We start from the raw sequence: 14134 nt of genomic DNA, 5'->3' as shown, positions 1-14134 counted from the left end.
CCTTGCGCGACCAACGAAGGAGAGGCGCGGAGGGTTGCTAGAAGCGGCAATCCTCGATCACGCGCGCCACCTCGGGCCAGGCGGGAAGCACGAGCCGCGGCTGGCCGGCGACGTCGACGAGGAAGCGCCCGCGGCTGAAAGCGATCTGGTCCATGCGCGGATCGCGCGCCGTCGCCTGCGCGACGATCGCCGGGGGCTGCCCCCCGCCATTGCCGGCGGTGAGCGAGAAGGGCGTGAAGGAGGTGGTGAACTGCATCGCGGCGGTCGGCGTCGTCAGGCTGCCGGCGCGCGAGAAGAGGATGGCGCGCGTCGAGAAATCGCAGCGCAGCGCGAACTGGATCGGCTGGCCCGGCACCCCGAACTGGGCGATGGACGTCTGTCCTGCGACGCCCCGCCAGAACCAGCGACCCGGCGTCAGCGGCACATCGCGCCAGTCGGCGGCAGCCGGCGCGGGAGGAAGGGCCACAGGCGGCGGCGGTGGGGCCGGTCGCGGCGCAGGGGCCGGCGGCGTGGAGGCGCAGGCCGCCAGCGTCGCCATGGTGAGAAGAACCGCCCCCTGCCGGGAAACGCGCCCGATACGCCGCATCATCATGCCCGATCCATGGCGGCCTATTGCGACAGGGGCAAGGCCCGGCTTGCCGAAGATCGGACGGAACGCCGCCGATTACCGACCGCGCGCGCGCTTCTCCGCCCGCACCTGCTTGGCCTTGCCGTAGCGCGTCTGGCGCGTGCCGGGCTTGCCGAGCGTGGAGTTGCCGCGTGGGGCGGCGCGATGCTGCTCGACCGGCAGGCCCAGCTCCTCCTGCTCCAGCTTGCGGATCTCGTCGCGCAGGCGGCCGGCCTCCTCGAACTCCAGATCGGCGGCGGCCTTGCGCATCTGCTTTTCGAGATCCTCGATATAGGCGCGCAGATTGTGGCCGACCATGTGCGGCGCGTCCTCGATGCCGGTGTCGACCGTCACCTGATCGCGGCTGGCGAGGTGCGCCACGATGTCGGTGACGTTGCGCTTCACCGTCTCGGGCGTGATGCCATGTTCGAGGTTGTAGGCCTGCTGCTTCTCGCGGCGGCGCTCGGTTTCGGCCATCGCGCGTTCCATCGAGCCGGTGATGCTGTCGGCATAGAGGATCACGCGCCCCTCGGCGTTACGCGCGGCGCGACCGATCGTCTGGATCAACGAGGTCTCGGAGCGGAGGAAGCCTTCCTTGTCCGCATCGAGGATCGCCACCAGCCCGCATTCGGGGATGTCGAGCCCCTCGCGCAGCAGGTTGATGCCGACGAGGATGTCGTAGACGCCGAGCCGCAGGTCGCGGATCAGCTCGATGCGCTCCAGCGTCTCGACGTCGGAGTGCATGTAGCGGACCTTGAGCCCCGCTTCGTGGAGATACTCCGTCAGATCCTCGGCCATGCGCTTGGTGAGCGTCGTCACCAGCGCGCGATAGCCCTTGGCGGCGGTGTCGCGGCATTCCTGCACCAGATCGTCGACCTGATGCTCGACCGGGCGCACCTCGACCGGCGGATCGATCAGGCCGGTGGGGCGGATGACCTGTTCAGCGAAGACGCCACCCGCCTGCTCCATCTCCCACGGTCCCGGCGTCGCGGAGACGGCGATGGTCTGCGGGCGCATCGCGTCCCACTCGTTGAAGCGCAGCGGCCGGTTGTCGATGCACGACGGCAGGCGGAAGCCATACTCCGCCAGCGTGATCTTCCGCCGATGGTCGCCCCGCGCCATGCCGCCGACCTGCGGCACCGTCTGGTGGCTTTCGTCGACGAAGAGGATGGCGTTTTCGGGCAGATATTCGAACAAGGTCGGCGGCGGCTCGCCGGGCAGGCGGCCGGTGAGGAAACGGCTGTAATTCTCGATGCCCGCGCACGAACCCGTCGCCGCGATCATCTCCAGATCGAAGTTGGTGCGCTGCTCCAGCCGCTGCGCTTCCAGCAACTGCCCCGCGCCGACCAGCTCCTTCAGCCGCTCGCCAAGTTCGTGGCGGATCGCCTCGGTCGCCTGCTTGAGCGTCGGCCCCGGCGTCACATAGTGCGAGTTGGCGTAGACCTTCACATAATCGAGGTTCGCCACCTTCTTGCCGGTGAGCGGATCGAACTCGGTGATGCTCTCGATCTCGTCGCCGAAGAAGGTGAAGCGCCAGGCGGTGTCCTCATAGTGCGAGGGGAACAGCTCCAGATTGTCCCCGCGCACGCGGAAGGCACCGCGCGCGAAGGCGGCGTCGTTGCGCTTGTACTGGAGCGCCACCAGCTTGCGGATCAGCTCGCGCTGGTCGACCGTGTCGCCCTTCTTGAGCGCGAAGGTCATCGCCGAATAGGTCTCGACCGAGCCGATGCCGTAGAGGCACGACACCGACGCCACGATCAGCACGTCGTCGCGCTCCAGCAGAGAGCGCGTGGCCGAATGGCGCATCCGGTCGATCGCCTCGTTCACCGAGCTTTCCTTCTCGATGTAGGTGTCCGACCGGGGGACATAGGCCTCGGGCTGGTAATAGTCGTAATAGGAGACGAAGAACTCCACCGCATTGTCGGGGAAGAACTGTTTGAACTCCCCATAGAGCTGGGCGGCGAGGATCTTGTTCGGCGCCAGCACCAGCGCCGGCCGCTGGAGCTTCTCCACCACCTTGGCCATGGTGAAGGTCTTGCCCGAGCCGGTGACGCCCAGCAGCACCTGCGTGCGCTCGCCCTCGTCGGCGGCGGCGGTCAGCTCGGCGATGGCGGTCGGCTGGTCGCCCGAGGGCTCGTAATCGGAGACCAGGCGAAAGGGCTTGCCGCCTTCGGACTTTTCCGGGCGATTGGGCCGGTGGGGCACGAAGGTCTGCCCGAGGTCGGTTTCCTCAAGGCTGGTGCGAATCTCGATCGGCATGATCGAAATATGGGCACGAAAGGCGAACGCCGCAACGGCGGTCTGGCCCCGCCCGTATCAGGCGGGCGGGGCCCGTCGGTCAGAAGCGGATGCCGGCGCCCGCCAGCACCTGGTTCCGGTCGAACCGCACGCGCGTGTCGGCAAGGCCGATCTCGTCGGCGCCGAAGCTCTTGAAGCGGGTGTAGTCATACTCCGCCTTCACATAAGCGTGGCGGTTGACGGCATATTCCACGCCCGCGCCGGCGCGCCATCCGTCGCGATTGGCGTGGCCGGAGACATAGTCGACGCCGTCCGAGAAGGTGCCGCGGAGCTGGCCGTTCACATAGGCGCCCTTGGCGTAGACGAGCGCCTTGTCGCCCATCTTCGCGCCGAAGCGCGCGCCGCCTTCAATCTCGCGGCCGGCCTTGAGGCAACCGTTCAGCTCGCCCGCCGGCGCGCCGTAGCTGCAATCTTTCGCGGTCGAGATCGCATAGCTGCCGAAGGCGCCCACCACGAAGCGATCGCCCACCGGCATGTCGTAGCCGAGCAGCGCGCCCGCGGTCGCGCCGTTGCGGTGCGAGCGGTCGGTCACCCGGGTGGTGCCGTCGTCGAAGCGGGTGCGGGTACCGACGCGATCCCAGCCGCCGAAGAACTCGGCGCGGGGGCCGGCGAAGGTGGGGCCGTCGGCCGGGGCGGCCGTCTGCTGGGCCAGAGCGGGGGCGCCAGTCGCCACCAGAAGCGCGGCCGACGCGAACAGGATCGTCTTCATACAAGACCTCATAAGCTACCATCAGGACGCCACCGTCGCGGGCGGCGCCTGGGAGGTCAGCCGATCAGAGGCCTTGATCGTTCCTCGGAATATCCCGTTTTCCCCGAGCCTTAGTGAAACTGTGACCTGCGGGGCACGGTTTCTGTCACCCCCATGAACGAAATGGGGCGGGGTTGCGGCCGTGGCACGGCAATGCAGGGGCGTCCCTCATGACGAAGGGGAGCCCCGCGCTGGCGGAACTCCCCTTCCCTGTCATGCCGAGCTGACGATCAGGCGTTTTCGAGCAGCTTTTCCTTCGCGATCTTCTCGCGCCACACCAGCGGGCCGGTGGCGTGGACGCTTGTCCCCGTGGAATCGACCGCGACGGTGACGGGCATGTCAGCCACGTCAAACTCGTAGATCGCCTCCATGCCGAGATCCTCGAAGCCGACGACCTTCGACGCCTTGATCGCGCGGCTGACCAGATAGGCCGCCCCGCCGACCGCCATCAGATAGGCCGACTTGGCCTTCTTGATCGCCTCGATCGCGATCGGCCCGCGCTCGGCCTTGCCGACCATCGCGAGCAGGCCCTGATCGAGCATCATGCCGGTGAACTTGTCCATGCGGGTCGCGGTGGTGGGGCCGGCCGGGCCGACCACCTCGTCGCGCACCGGATCGACCGGGCCGACATAATAGATCACGCGGCCCTTGAACTCGACCGGCAGCTCCTCGCCGCGCGAGAGCATGTCCTGGATGCGCTTGTGCGCGGCGTCGCGGCCGGTGAGCATCTTGCCGTTGAGCAGCAGGCGGTCGCCCGGCTTCCAGCTCTGCACCACCTCGGGGGTGAGCGTGTCGAGATCGACGCGGATCGCCTCCTTCGACGGCTTCCACTCGACCTGCGGCCAGTCCTCCAGCTTCGGCGTTTCGAGGAAGGCGGGGCCGGAGCCGTCGAGATGGAAATGCGCGTGGCGGGTGGCGGCGCAGTTCGGGATCATCGCGATCGGCTTGGAGGCGGCGTGGGTCGGCCAGGTCTCGATCTTGACGTCGAGCACGGTGGCGAGGCCGCCCAGACCCTGCGCGCCGATGCCGAGCGCGTTGACCTTGTCATGCAGCTCGATGCGCAGCGCCTCGACGTCATCCTGCGGCCCACGCTGCTTCAGCTCGGCCATGTCGATGTCGCCCATCAGCGACTCCTTGGCGAGCTTCATCGCCTGCTCGGCGGTGCCGCCGATGCCGATGCCGAGCATCCCCGGCGGGCACCAGCCCGCGCCCATCTTCGGAAGCTGCTCCAGCACCCAGTCGACCACCGAGTCCGACGGGTTGAGCATCGCGAACTTGGACTTGTTCTCGGAGCCGCCGCCCTTGGCCGCGACCGTCACGTCGACATGGTTGCCGGGCACCATCTCGACATGCATCACCGAGGGGGTGTTGTCCTTGGTGTTCTTGCGGCCGAACGCCGGGTCCGCGACGATCGAGGCGCGCAGGCGGTTCTCCGGGTGGAGATAGGCGCGGCGCACACCCTCGTCGACGACCTCCTGAAGCGACTTCTCGCTATCGAGCACGCAGCCCTGCCCCCACTTCACGAACACCGTGACGATGCCGGTGTCCTGACAGATCGGGCGATGCCCTTCCGCGCACATGCGGCTGTTGGTGAGGATCTGCGCGATGGCGTCCTTGGCGGCGGGCGACTGCTCGGCCTCATAGGCCTTACCCAGCGCGCGGATATAATCCATCGGGTGATAGTAGGAGATGAACTGGAGCGCGTCGGCGACGCTCTCGATCAGGTCGGCTTCGCGGATGATGGTGGTCACGGCTCAATTCCCGTCCGATGGATTTGGGAGGCGCCTTAGTCCTGTTAGGCGCGCCGTTCCAGCCATTCGGTCGCGAAGAGCAGCAGCACGACCGCACCCAGCACCGCACCGGCGCCCATCGCGCCCCACCAGCCCGCCGCATGATAGGTGAGCGTCGCGATCGCGGAACCGCAGGCGCCGAGCACGAACAGGATGGTCATATAGACGGCGTTGACCCGGCCGCGATCCTCGCCCGGCAGCGAGAAGATTACGCGCTGGCCGAGCACCTGATTGACCTGCGTCGCCCCGTCCAGCGTCAGCGCGAAGACGACCAGCAGCAGCAGCGAGTGCAGCGCACCCGCCCAGCCCGCCAGCAGGCAGGAGGCCGCGATCGTCGCCAGCGCGCCGGCGGTGCCGAGCCGGATATAACCCCGGTCGCCCAGCCGCCCCGCGACCGGCGCGGTCAGAGCGCCCGCAGCACCCGCCAGCGCGAAGAGGGCGATGCCGGTCTGCCCGAAACCGAACTGGTCCGCGAGGAGCAGCGGCACCGACGTCCAGAACAGGTTGAAGATCGCGAAGACAAAACCCTGATAGACCGCGCGGCGCTGGAGCGGCCGCTCACGCATCAGGATCTGCCCCATCGAGCGCAATATCTCGCCATAGCCATGGCCGCTCGCCGGCCGCCGCTCGGGCAGCTCGCGAGCGAGCCACAGGGCCAGCACCAGCATCGCCACCGCCGACACGCCGAACACCGCGCGCCAGCCGGCGACCTCCGCGATCAGGCTCGCCACCGGCCGCGCCAGCATGATGCCGGCGAGCAGGCCCGACATGACGTTGCCGATCGTCCGCCCGCGCGTCTCCTCCCGCGCCAGCGAGGCGGCGAAGGGGATGACCACCTGCACGCCCGCCGAGCAGAAGCCCACGGCCATCGATGCGGCGAGAAAAGCCTCTGCGGAAGGCGCCGCCGCCAGCGCCGCCAGCGCCAGTGCGACGATGCCGATGGTCGCAAGGATGAGCTTGCGGTTCTCCACCCGGTCGGCGAGCGGCACGACGAACAGCAGGCCGCCCGCATAGCCGAGCTGGGTGAGCGTCACGATCAGCCCGGCGATGCCGGGGCGCAGGTGCAGCTCCGGCGCGATCAGCGCGATCAGCGGCTGGGCATAATAGAGGTTCGCCACGATCACCCCGCACGCCACCGCGCAGGCGAAGGTCACCGCCGGCGTGATGCCGGGGGCGACGGCCGGCCGTCCGGCGGAAGCATGGGGCTTGTCGTGCATCGCATCTCTCGATCGGGGCTGTGCTGCACCGCAGCGCGCGAGCCCAGATAGGCGCTCGGCCCCGCACATGCGAGTCCCCCAATGGCTTTTCGCGTGCCGGACTGGTAGCGCTATATTGAATTATCAGATGAATGGGATTCGAGGATGCTGACACGCCGCCATCTGCTCCAGACCGGGGGCACCGCCGCCCTGCTCGGTGCGACGCGGGCGATGGCAGGGCCCGTGCAGCCCAACTGGAACTCGCTGGTCGGCGCCTACAGGACGCCCGACTGGTTCCGGGATGCCAAGTTCGGCATCTGGGCGCACTGGAGCGCGCAGTGCGTGCCCGAGTTCGGCGACTGGTACGGCCGCCAGATGTATATTCAGGGCAATCCCTTCTACGAGCATCACGTCAAGACCTACGGCCATCCCAGCAAGTTCGGCTTCATGGAGATCGAGAATCTTTGGAAGGCCGAGCACTGGGAACCCGAGACGCTGATCGGCCTCTACAAGAAGGCCGGCGCGCGCTATTTCGTGGCGCTCGCCAACCATCACGACAATCTCGACACCTTCGATAGCGCGCACCAGCCGTGGAACACGCTGCGCGTCGGGCCGAAGCGCGACATCATCGGCACCTGGGAGAAGATCGCGCGGGCCGAGGGCCTGAAGTTCGGCGTCTCCAACCACAGCGCGCATAGCTGGCACTGGTGGCAGACGGCCTATGGCTATGACGCCGAAGGCCCGCTCCACGGCAAGCGCTACGACGCCTATACGCTGCGCAAGGAGCAGGGCGCGGGCAAGTGGTGGGAGGGCCTCGACCCGCAGGATCTCTACAACGGCCCGTACTTCGCGCCGCCGGACGGCATCCGCTCGATCAAGTCCATGAACGCGTGGCACGACGCGCATGACGGCCAGTGGATCGACTATGCCCCGCCGGGTGCCCGTGGCCGCGCCTATGTCGCCAAGTGGCTCGCCCGCCAGAAGGATCTGGTCGCCAAATATCGGCCGGACCTAGTCTATTTCGACGATTATCGCCTGCCCTTCGGCGACGCCGGGCTGGAGGCCGCGGCCGATTATTATAATCAGGCGATCGGCTGGCACGGCACGCCCGACGTCGTGCTCAACGCCAAGCAGCTCTCGCCCTATCAGCGCTACGGCATCGTCGAGGATATCGAGCGCGGCTTCGCCAGGGACATCCACCCGCTGCCGTGGCAGACCTGCACCTGCATCGGCAACTGGCACTATGACCGAGCGCTGTTCGAGCGCCATGGCTACACGCCCGCCAAGGCCGTGGTGCAGCGCCTCTGCGACATCGTGGCGAAGAACGGCAACCTGCTGCTCTCGATCCCCCTCAAGGGCGACGGCACCATCGACAGCGACGAGGAGAAGATCCTCGCCGACCTCGCCCGCTGGTTCGCGGTGAACGGCGAGGGCATCTACGGCACGCGGCCGTGGCGCGTGTTCGGCGAAGGCCCCAACGTGCCGCCGACGGGGATGCAGAGCGAGGAGGCGATGAAGCCCTACACCGCCGAGGACGTCCGCATCACGGCGAGCGGCGGCGGGCTCAACCTCTTCCTGCTCGACTGGCCGACCGGGGAAGCGGCCATCGCCTGCCTCGGCCAGCGCGCGGCAGGCGGCGTGATCGAGAAGCTGACGCTGAACGGCGGCGGCGCGGTCGACTTCCGGCAGGACGAGGACGCGCTGCGCTTCACCCTCCCCGCGCCGGTGGCCGGGGCCTTCGTGCCGGGCCTGCGCATCGAGGGGCGCGGCCTCGTCTGAAGTTGACGAAGTTGACACGAGTGGCGGGAAAATTCTTCGCGGGATCGGGGCATCCGCCCCGCTCCTCTCCGGATGACAGGCGAAATCCTGCATTGAAAGCCTCGGCCCTCTGCGGCCAGAAGGGGCGTCCATGGCGAGGAAATATTATCTGACGGCGACGATGCCCGACGGCTATGTGAAGCGCATCGGGCCGACCAACGCGCCGCTCACCCATTATTGGCGGATCGTCGCGCTGCTCGCCAACGGCAAGACCGAGGTCTTCTGGGGCCACACCAGGTCGCTCGCCGACGCCAGACGCAAGAAGACCGCCGCCGAGGAAGCCTCGAAGCAGCGCAAATGGCGGAGCTACCAGTTCGAAATCGCCGAGCTGGAGAAAAGCTACGACTAGGCCCGCCTAGGCGATCATCTTCCAGCGACCCTGCGCGCGCCGCCGCAGCGAGGAGGCCAATTCCGGCATCTCGGCCAGCGCCGCCATCTCCGCTGGCGTCGCCGCGCCATGGTTGACGATCGTCACCAGCCGCGAGAAGCGGAAGGCCGGTTGCGGCCGCTCGACCAGCGTCACCGCGTCTCCGGCGCCCAGTTCGCCCTCCTCCAGCACGCGATAGTACCAGCCCGCACGGCCGGTGCGGACCATCGCCTTGGGCAATCGATTGTCCTCGAAACGGAGCGCGAGCTTGAAGCAGGGCTGGCGCGGCTGGCAGACCTGCAGCACCGCGCTGCCGATCCGGTGGATGTCGCCGACGCAGATGGCGTCCTCATCCAGCCCCTCGATCGTCAGGTTCTCGCCGAAACCGCCAGGGGTGAGCCGCGCGGCATGTTCGGGAAACTCCGCCTGCCAGCTGGCGTAATGGCGGGCGGCATAGCCATAGACCGCCTTTTCCGGCCCGCCATGAACCGTGAGATCGGCCTGCTCGTCCCCCGTCAGCCCCAGCGCCGCGACCGGGATGCGCCCCGACACCGCACGCTTCACGAAGCCGCTGGGAACATTCTCCGGCCCAAGGGGCGCGGCCCGGCCGACCTGCACGGAGTGGAGATTCATCATCGCGCCATTTTAGATCCGTTGGCGGACGCATCCAGATCGAATGCGCCCGCCGGCCATCCCGGCGCTTGTTTCCGCGGCACCGCGATCAGCGATAGGTGGCGAGGCGCACCTTCAGCACCTGCGGCACCGAGGTGAAGTTCAGGCCGTAATCGGTCTGGTCGCCGTTCCAGAGGCGCTCGAACACCCATTGGCCGGCGGCATCGAAATGGCCTTCCTCGATCCGGTCGATGATCATGTGCTCGCCGGGTTTCGGCGCGGCCAGCTCGAAGTTGATGCGGGTGTGATAGCCGGTGACGAGATATTCGTTCGGCCCCAGCTCCGCGATCACGGCGCCGCCCGAAGGCTCGGGATTGCCCTTGGGCGGATCGAAACCGAACATGCCCTGCCCGAAGGTGGCGGTCGCCTTCCAGCGGCCGAGGTCCATCTCCTGCTTGTGCTGCGCCTGCGGGTCGGTCGGCTCGGCGACGCCCCAGGTCTTCTTCTCGAAGGCGATCTTCGCCCAGACGCGGTCCATCGGGCGGAACAGGCGATAGTTGGCGGCGAACGCCTCCACCGTCTCCGGGTCGAGCTTGGACGCGCCGAGCGGGAAGTTGAAATAGCCCGTGAAGTCCATCCCGAAGGGCGAGAAGCCGATGCCGTGGCGGCCCATCACCGGGAAGAAGAAGCGGGCATAGTCCTTCGAGTTGCCCGTCTCGGGGATGAACAGCGGATTGTCCGCCCGCCCGTAGAAATCGAGCAGCTTCATGTAGGCCGCATGATCGTGGTTGTAGATGTCGGGCGACAGCACGTCGATGTCGGGCGCGGACGCCTTCCACATGTCGATCGTCTGGAAGGTGGGGCCGCCGCTGGCATAGGTCTTGGGATCGAGATTAGGCTTGAGCGGATCGGGCACCGAGGCGTTGACGTACATCGGCAGCGGCTTCACCGCCTTGCCCGCCTTGGCGACCGCATCGACATAGCTGGCGATCGCCCAGGCGTGGAAATATTCGTCGGCATGGTCGCCGAAGGCCTGCCGCCAGGTGCCGCCCTTCACGCCCATGCGCTTCGCCACCTCGGCCGGCACGGGCGCGTTGAATGCCTTTTCCGCCGCCGGCGAATGATCGCGCACGCACTGATAGGTGCCCGTCTCGTTCTCGACCTGCACCATGATGACGCGGTTGTCGGGATCGGCCGCCTTCAGATGCTCCATCAGCTTCACGAACGCCTTGCGATCGGCATCGAGCGTCGTTCTGGCGAAGGGGGAGAGCGCGTAATGCACCTCGCCCTTCTCGTTCAGCATCCGGGGGAAGCGCTTATTGTCGAGCTTCACCCAGTCCGGCGCGTAGCTTGGCGCGGTGTTCTTCCAGGTGCCGAACCACAGGAGCACGAGGCGCACGTCATGATCGCGCGCCTGCGAGAGCAAGGTGTCGAGGAAGGAGAAATCGAACTGGCCCTCCCTGGGCTCGATCTGCTCCCACGCGATCGGCACCTCGACGGTGTTGGCGCGGAGCTGCTCGATCGCCGGCCACACTTTGGGCAGCGCGGACGGCCAGTTGCTCGAATTGTTCACCTGCGCGCCCAGCATCAGATAGGGAGCGCCGTCGACGAAGAGCGCGTGATGCCCGTCCTTGTTGACGATGCGCGGCAGCTCGGACGGGGCCGCGGACGCCATCGCCGGCAGCGCCAGCGCGGAAAGCCCCAGCAGCATCCGGCGCATCGCGCGCGCGAACGGCATCGTCTCGATCATCAACCTCTCCCTTCACGCAGACCCGCCTCAGCCGGGCGAAGGCGCGCATGCGCAGCTTCGTCCGCCGGCCGATCGTCCGTCCCTGGTAGCGTTACAATCGAACCGGGGCCGCATCGCGTCAAGTATGAAAGCCGATCACCACCCGTAAAACTCAGACCATTGGTCAGTGCGCGTCGCGGGGCCTCCGGCGGGGAGCCGCGTCCGACTGGCGGCGGACCAGCTCGAAATCCAGCAGCAGATGGCGGCGCGGCTCGGGCCGGTGGTTGCGGCGCGCGCGGATGTCCCGGACCAGCAGGTCCACCGCCTCACGGGACATCTCGGCGATCGGCTGGCGGATCGTGGTCAGCTCCGGCCAGATGGTGGTGGCGAGCGCCGTGTCGTCGAAGCCGCAGACGGTGAGGTCGCCCGGCACGTCCAGCCCGCGCCGGTGCGCCACCGCGACGGTGGCCGCCGCCATGTCGTCATTGCTGGCGAAGATGGCGGTCGGCACGTCGGCGAGGTCGAGCAGGCGCTCCGCCGCGTCGAGGCCCGAGCGATAGGTGAACATGCCCTGCTGGACGAGCGCTTCGTCCGGCTCCAGCCCGGCGGCGTCGAGCGCGGCGCGATAGCCTTCGAGACGGCGCAGGCTGGCTGACTGGTTGGGATTGCCGATGATGAAGCCGATCCGGCGATGGCCGAGCCGCGCGACGTGGCGCGCCATGTCGAAGGCGGCCTGATAGTCGTCGATGCTGACGGCATTGACCGGATCGGCGGGCTGGCTGCTCGCCACCGCGACGACCGGCGTGTTGGTCTCGGCCAGCGCGGCGATCACGTCGGCCGCGTCGCAGAGCGGCGGCGGCAGGATCACGCCATCGACGCCCGAGGCGACGAGGCGGCGCGCCACCTCCACCTCATGCGGGCCGACATCGCATTTCTCGATGACGAGCTGCACATCGGCCCGGCTCGCCTGCTCCAGCCCGCCGACGAGGAACTCGCTCAGATAGGCGGCGCTGGGGTTGCTGTAGAGCAGGCCGATGCGGATCTGCTCCGCGCCGGCGAGGCTGCGCGCCGCCGGGTTGGGCGCATAGTTGAGCTGCTGGATCGCCGCGTTCACCGCCTCGCGCGTGGTATCGCGAACATTGGTCTCGCCGTTGATGACGCGCGACACGGTCATGGGGGAGACGCCCGCCAGCCGGGCGACGTCGGCGATGGTGGGTGCCGAGCTTTGCCTGCGCGTCGGTTTCCGGGTCAATCAGCGCTCCGTATTCATAGGCCGTGCGGGAGGCCGCACGTTGCTGTTCCTAATGAACCCAGAGCGCTCTGCAAACAATTCCCCGCAATAACTAGCGTCCACCCGCCATGCTTTCGAACACGCCGTCCCGCCGGATCAGGGCATGGACCAGCGCGGCGGCAAGATGGCCGAGGATCAGCGCGAAGAAACAATAGGCGACGACCGTGTGCGCGGTGCGCAGAAATCCATAGAGCAGGATGTCGCGCGGCACGATCGGCGGCAGCACCAGCCATGTCGTCAGCCGCACCGGATAGCCGCCCGCCGACTGCATCGACCAGCCGATCAGTGGCATCGCTATCATGGTGGCATAGAGCAGCCAGTGCGAGCCATGCGCCGCGAGCTTCTGCACCGCCGGCAGATCGGCCGGCAACGGCGGCGCCGGATGGCGGAGGCGCCAGGCCAGCCGGACGAGCGCCAGCACGAGGATCAGCGCGCCGATCGGACGGTGCCACGCAAGCAGGACCGGATAGAGCGGCTCGGCGGTCGACACCATGCCGACGCCGATGAACAACATGGCGAGGATCAGCGCCGCCATCGTCCAGTGGAGCGTGCGCGCGACGAGGCTGAAACGGTCGGGACGGGTGCTCATTTCTGGCCTCCCTTGGCGGCAAGGCTGATCGCGTCGGGGCGTGGCCCCTCCACCGCACGGCGGTGGAAGGAGGCGGCATAGGTGGCCGAGCGCGCCGCAAGCAGCGGATCGTCGGAGGCAGCGATGCCGTTCGGCAGCACCAGCGGATCATAGGTGATGTCGCGGCACCCCCCGGTCTCCTCGGGCGTGGCGCGATCGAGCACCAGCGTGCCGACGTCGACATGCCGGCGATTGGCCGGCCAGGCGATGGTGGCGTTGTCGGTGCGGTCGCCGGGGTCCGCCAGCACAATGACGAGATGCCAGCGCAGCGGGCCCTGCTTCACCCGGGCGATCAGTTCGTCGAACAGGAAATCGACGGGCTGCTGGTCCAGCGTCTTCTTGTCGAGATCGCCGCCCTTGGCCTCCGGCTCGAACTGCCAGCGCACGGCGCGCAACTGGCCATTGCCGTCGATGAAGCGGAAGGCGTTGATGCTGTAATAAGGCCCCGTGGCGAAGCTCGCCGGCAGGGGCGCCGCCGCCATATAATCGAGGAAGGCCTGCGTCTCGGGATGCTTGGCGAGATAGGCCTTCATCTTCGCCGAATCGGGCTTGTGGGTCACCGGATCGGGCTTGCTCGCGATCTGGAGCGCCACGAAGTCCGCCGCATTGGCCACGGGGAAGATCGGCGTGTGGTCCATCGCCGTCCGCCACTCCTCGCCGCGCGGCAGGCGGAAGGCGAGCGCCAGCGAGTGGAAGGTCGGCCTCCCGTCCGGGCCGAAGGGATCGCTCCCACCCGTCGAGAAGCGGCCGAGCACCGGCACCGAGCCCGCCCGGAACACGCTGGCCTTGGACAATGCGACGCCGGCGCCGTTGGAATCGAAATGGCCGGTGACGCACAGCCCCTTGGTGTGCGCGCGCCGCCAGCCGGGATGCTTGCCGGCGTTGTATTCGAGCGAATCCGCCATCTTGCCGCCACCGATGCGCGACGGCTGGAGCCAGCCCGCCACCCACAGGAAAGCCAGCACCAGAAGGCCCACCGCCACGCCGATCAGCGCGAAAGCGGGCCAGGGACTACGCGAAGGTGGAGAAGGCGGCATCGGCGGCTCCATG

Annotated in this window: 12 protein-coding genes; 2 read left to right on the top strand and 10 right to left on the bottom strand. The window is 67.9% G+C overall.

Annotated elements, in window-relative coordinates; genetic code table 11:
* Positions 1 to 37: 37 nt before the first annotated feature.
* From ST3T6A_RS0103080 to ST3T6A_RS0103060, 5 genes are all read right to left on the bottom strand, one after another.
* Positions 38 to 592, bottom strand: a complete 555-nt coding sequence (locus ST3T6A_RS0103080) for a hypothetical protein (RefSeq protein WP_019831424.1) — start codon at positions 590 to 592, stop codon at positions 38 to 40.
* A gap of 72 nt (positions 593 to 664) precedes the next feature.
* A complete protein-coding gene (uvrB, locus tag ST3T6A_RS0103075) occupies positions 665 to 2866 on the bottom strand; it encodes an excinuclease ABC subunit UvrB (RefSeq protein ID WP_019831423.1) in 2202 nt (733 codons plus the stop codon).
* 79 nt (positions 2867 to 2945) lie between these two features.
* Entirely contained in the window at positions 2946 to 3614 is a 669-nt protein-coding gene (locus tag ST3T6A_RS19165; RefSeq protein WP_019831422.1) for an outer membrane protein, read from the bottom strand.
* Positions 3615 to 3883: 269 nt separating this feature from the next.
* Positions 3884 to 5404: a fumarate hydratase gene (locus ST3T6A_RS0103065; protein ID WP_019831421.1), complete on the bottom strand. Its 1521-nt coding sequence runs from the start codon at positions 5402 to 5404 to the stop codon at positions 3884 to 3886.
* A gap of 44 nt (positions 5405 to 5448) precedes the next feature.
* Positions 5449 to 6660 carry an MFS transporter gene (locus tag ST3T6A_RS0103060; protein WP_019831420.1) on the bottom strand — a complete coding sequence of 404 codons (1212 nt, stop codon included), beginning with the start codon at positions 6658 to 6660 and terminating at the stop codon, positions 5449 to 5451.
* 144 nt (positions 6661 to 6804) lie between these two features.
* On the opposite strand from ST3T6A_RS0103060, the gene ST3T6A_RS0103055 reads away from it, so the two are divergent.
* A complete protein-coding gene (locus ST3T6A_RS0103055; RefSeq protein ID WP_019831419.1) occupies positions 6805 to 8418 on the top strand; it encodes an alpha-L-fucosidase in 1614 nt (537 codons plus the stop codon).
* Between the two features lie 130 nt (positions 8419 to 8548).
* Entirely contained in the window at positions 8549 to 8806 is a 258-nt protein-coding gene (locus ST3T6A_RS0103050) for a hypothetical protein (protein WP_019831418.1), read from the top strand.
* Positions 8807 to 8812: 6 nt separating this feature from the next.
* On the opposite strand, the gene ST3T6A_RS0103045 is transcribed toward ST3T6A_RS0103050, so the two are convergent.
* The 5 genes from ST3T6A_RS0103045 to ST3T6A_RS0103025 all read right to left on the bottom strand — a co-directional run bounded on the left by ST3T6A_RS0103045 (position 8813) and on the right by ST3T6A_RS0103025 (position 14121).
* Positions 8813 to 9460: an MOSC domain-containing protein gene (locus ST3T6A_RS0103045; protein WP_019831417.1), complete on the bottom strand. Its 648-nt coding sequence runs from the start codon at positions 9458 to 9460 to the stop codon at positions 8813 to 8815.
* Between the two features lie 85 nt (positions 9461 to 9545).
* On the bottom strand, positions 9546 to 11186 hold the full coding sequence (locus tag ST3T6A_RS0103040; protein WP_019831416.1) for a DUF5597 domain-containing protein: 1641 nt from the start codon (positions 11184 to 11186) through the stop codon (positions 9546 to 9548).
* 163 nt (positions 11187 to 11349) lie between these two features.
* Positions 11350 to 12417, bottom strand: coding sequence for a LacI family DNA-binding transcriptional regulator (locus tag ST3T6A_RS0103035; protein WP_026359380.1), 1068 nt, complete (start codon positions 12415 to 12417; stop codon positions 11350 to 11352).
* A 91-nt stretch (positions 12418 to 12508) separates the two neighbouring features.
* On the bottom strand, positions 12509 to 13045 hold the full coding sequence (locus tag ST3T6A_RS0103030) for a cytochrome b (RefSeq protein WP_019831414.1): 537 nt from the start codon (positions 13043 to 13045) through the stop codon (positions 12509 to 12511).
* Positions 13042 to 14121: a catalase family peroxidase gene (locus tag ST3T6A_RS0103025; protein ID WP_019831413.1), complete on the bottom strand. Its 1080-nt coding sequence runs from the start codon at positions 14119 to 14121 to the stop codon at positions 13042 to 13044. The genes ST3T6A_RS0103030 and ST3T6A_RS0103025 overlap by 4 nt, the downstream gene beginning before the upstream one ends.
* Positions 14122 to 14134 lie beyond the last annotated feature (13 nt).

The organism is Sphingomonas sp. PR090111-T3T-6A (assembly GCF_000383095.1).
Taxonomy (GTDB): Bacteria; Pseudomonadota; Alphaproteobacteria; order Sphingomonadales; family Sphingomonadaceae; genus Solisphingomonas.
The sequence above is the reverse complement of the archived record's forward strand: the minus strand, read 5'-3'. Positions and strand labels throughout refer to the sequence as shown.